The organism is Pseudomonas agronomica (assembly GCF_025917275.1).
Taxonomy (GTDB): Bacteria; Pseudomonadota; Gammaproteobacteria; order Pseudomonadales; family Pseudomonadaceae; genus Aquipseudomonas; species Aquipseudomonas agronomica.
This window is the reverse complement of record NZ_JAOSHO010000581.1, coordinates 1-2,855: the sequence shown is the minus strand read 5'-3', so window position 1 is coordinate 2,855 and position 2,855 is coordinate 1. Positions and strand designations below refer to the sequence as shown.

3 protein-coding genes are annotated in these 2,855 nt (G+C 64.5%); all 3 read right to left on the bottom strand.

Annotated features, from left to right (window positions below; genetic code table 11):
* Positions 1-55 precede the first annotated feature (55 nt).
* From OC610_RS24780 to OC610_RS24770, 3 genes are read right to left on the bottom strand one after another with little or no spacing between them, the layout of a single operon-like run.
* Positions 56-1,066: a FecCD family ABC transporter permease gene (locus OC610_RS24780; protein ID WP_264431636.1), complete on the bottom strand. Its 1,011-nt coding sequence runs from the start codon at positions 1,064-1,066 to the stop codon at positions 56-58.
* On the bottom strand, positions 1,063-2,010 hold the full coding sequence (locus OC610_RS24775) for an ABC transporter substrate-binding protein (RefSeq protein ID WP_264431633.1): 948 nt from the start codon (positions 2,008-2,010) through the stop codon (positions 1,063-1,065). Before OC610_RS24775 ends, OC610_RS24780 begins: the two co-directional genes overlap by 4 nt.
* Positions 2,007-2,795, bottom strand: a complete 789-nt coding sequence (locus tag OC610_RS24770) for an ABC transporter ATP-binding protein (protein WP_264431630.1) — start codon at positions 2,793-2,795, stop codon at positions 2,007-2,009. The genes OC610_RS24775 and OC610_RS24770 overlap by 4 nt, the downstream gene beginning before the upstream one ends.
* Positions 2,796-2,855: the final 60 nt, after the last annotated feature.

Here is a 2,855-nt window from a genome sequence, read left to right as displayed (position 1 = left end):
CGCGAGCAAGCTCGCTCCCACAGGAGGTCGTTGTGATTCAGGAAAAGAGGGCGGTTCAACGACGGCGCATCAGGCCAATGAAGAAAAGCCCGCCGATGGCCGCGGTAGCAACCCCAATCGGCAGGTCCTCCGGCGCAATCAGCGTGCGGGCCGCCACGTCCACCCACACCAGGAACAGGCTGCCGAGCAGCACGCAGGCCGGCAGCAGCCGGCGATGCTCGGCGCCCACCAGGCGCCGGGCAATGTGCGGCACCATCAACCCGACAAAACCAATCGAGCCGCTGATGGACACCAGCACGCCGGTCATCAGCGACGCGATCAAAAAAATCCACAACCGCACCTTCGCCGCGTTCAGGCCCAGGGTCACGGCGGTCTGCTCGCCCGCCATCAGCGCGTTAAGCGGCCGGGCCATGCCCAGCAACAACACCAGCCCCAGCAGCACGCTGGCGGCTGGTACGGCCAACAGTTCCCAGCGGGCCAGGCCCAGGCCGCCAAGCATCCAGAACATCACCGCCGAACTGGCACGATGGTCACCGAGGAATAACAGCAGGTTGGCCGCCGCCATCATCACGAAGGACACCGCCACGCCGCACAGCAAGAGCCGATCACTCTCCAAACGACCCTGCCGGGCGGCGATGGCCAGCACCAGCAACATGCTCAGCAGTGCGCCGATGAACGCGGCGAGGGGCAGGGTCAGCAGGCCGATGACCTCACCGACATGCAACACCACGATGACCGCCCCCAGGGTCGCGCCGGAGGTGACGCCCAACAGGTGCGGATCGGCCAGCGGATTGCGCGTGACCGCTTGCAGCACCGCGCCGATCAACGCCAGCCCGGCACCCACCAAGGCACCGAGTAACAAGCGCGGGACGCGGATCAGCCAGACGATCTGTTCCTGGCCCGGCGTCCAATGCACCTCGCCCACACCCAAGGCCTTGTTCAGCAGGATGTCCCAGACCACGGCCACCGGCACCCGCGCCGGCCCGAAGCCGAGGGACACCACGCACGACACCAGCAGCAGCGCGCCGAGGACGATGAGCAGGGCGGCGTAGCGACGGTTGATCATTGTTCGTGGAAACCCCGCGCCAGGGTTTGCACCGCCAGCACGTTGTCGATACCTGGCGTGGCCTGCACGTAGGGGATCACGATGAAGCGCCGGTGCTTGATGGCATCCACCGATTGCAGGGCCGGGTTGTCCAGCAGGAATTGCTGTTTCTGCTCGGCGCTGACTTCGCCGTAATCGACGATGACGATGACCTGGGGGTTGCGCTCGACCACGTTCTCCCAGTTCACCCGGGTCCAACTGGTTTCCACGTCATCGAGGATATTGCGTCCGCCGGCGGCGTCGATCAGGGCCTGGGGCATGCCCAGGCGGCCGGAGGTCATGGCGCGGTCTTCGCCGCTGTCGTAAAGGAACACACGTGGTCGATCGGTGGGCAGATGCTTGCGCAACTCGGCCACCTGCGCCTGCATCGTGGCGACCACCGCGTTGGCGCGATCCTGCACGTCGAAGATTTTCCCAAGGTTGCGCAAGTCGTTGTAGGTGTCCTCCAGGGAGGCCGCGGGGCGTTTCATCACGAATGCACAGGATTCGGTCAACTCGTAGACATTGATGCCCAGCGGTTGCAGGGCCTGGGGGGTCAGATCGCCGCCAACGCGCATGCCGTAGTCCCAGCCGGCGAAGAAGAAATCGACGTTGGCATCGAGCAAGGTTTCCACCGAGGGGTATTTGGCGGCCAGTTCCGGCAGGCCATCGAGGATCTTCGCCATCTCGGGCGTCACCGATTTCCAGCCGCTGATGCCGCTGTAGCCGACCATGCGCGGCTTGAGGCCCAGGGCAAGCATCATCTGGGTCATGTTGATGTCATGGCTGACGGCATGGCGAGGGGCCTCGTTGAACACGACCTGGCGGTTGCAGCTCTGGATCGTCAACGGGTAGCGGGTGGCTTCGGCCAGGGCGTGGGCACTGCCCAGCAGCAGAGGCAGCAACAATAGGAGACGCAAAATCATGGTTGGGTTATCCAGGTGATTCGTGGGTAGCCGGACAGCGGATGCGCGTCCACCAGGGCTTCGACGCCGAACACCTCGCGCAACAGTTCGGCGGTGAGGACATCCTTGGGCGTGCCGCTGGCGACGATGCGCCCGTGTTCGATCACGTACAGGCGATCGCAGAAGGCGGCGGCCAGGTTCAGGTCGTGGAGGCTGGCGAGGGTGCCGATGCCCAGGCTCTTGATCAGTTGCAGCAGTTGCAATTGATAGCGCGGGTCGAGGTGGTTGGTCGGTTCGTCGAGGATCAGCAATTGCGGCTGCTGGGTGAGGGCGCGGGCGAGGATTACCCGTTGCTTTTCACCGCCCGAGAGCGTGGCGAAGGCATGGCCGCCAAAGCCTTCGAGCCCTGCCGATGCCAATGCCTGGTGTACCAGCCGGCGGTCTTCATGGTTGTCGCTGTCGAGCAAACCCTTGTGAGGCATGCGGCCCATGGCGACGACTTCTTCAACGGTCAGGCCGAAGGCGTCGGGAAATTCTTGCAGCACCACCGCGATGCGCTGGGCGCACCAACGCGCGGACTGTTTCCAGAGGTTGTGATGTTCGAGTCTGACCTCGCCATGTTCCGGTCGACTGAATCGATAGGCGCAGCGCAGCAGGCTGGTCTTGCCGCTGCCGTTGGGCCCGATCAACCCGACGAACTCCCCGGCCGCCACCTGCAGCGTGGCGTCACGCAGCTGGAACTGGTGATGGCAGTGGCCATGGCCCAGGGGTGTCCAGGCGAGATGGGAGAGGGTTAGCGAGGTCATGCGTTTACTCAAATTATCGGCTCGACACACAGCCCCCTGTGGGAGCGAGCCTGCTCGCGA

Bases quoted from the DNA above. Each gene is read 5' to 3' on its own strand.
- OC610_RS24780 (WP_264431636.1), bottom strand. From the start codon at position 1,066: ATGATCAACCGTCGCTACGCCGCCCTGCTCATCGTCCTCGGCGCGCTG.
- OC610_RS24775 (WP_264431633.1), bottom strand. From the start codon at position 2,010: ATGATTTTGCGTCTCCTATTGTTGCTGCCTCTGCTGCTGGGCAGTGCC.
- OC610_RS24770 (WP_264431630.1), bottom strand. From the start codon at position 2,795: ATGACCTCGCTAACCCTCTCCCATCTCGCCTGGACACCCCTGGGCCAT.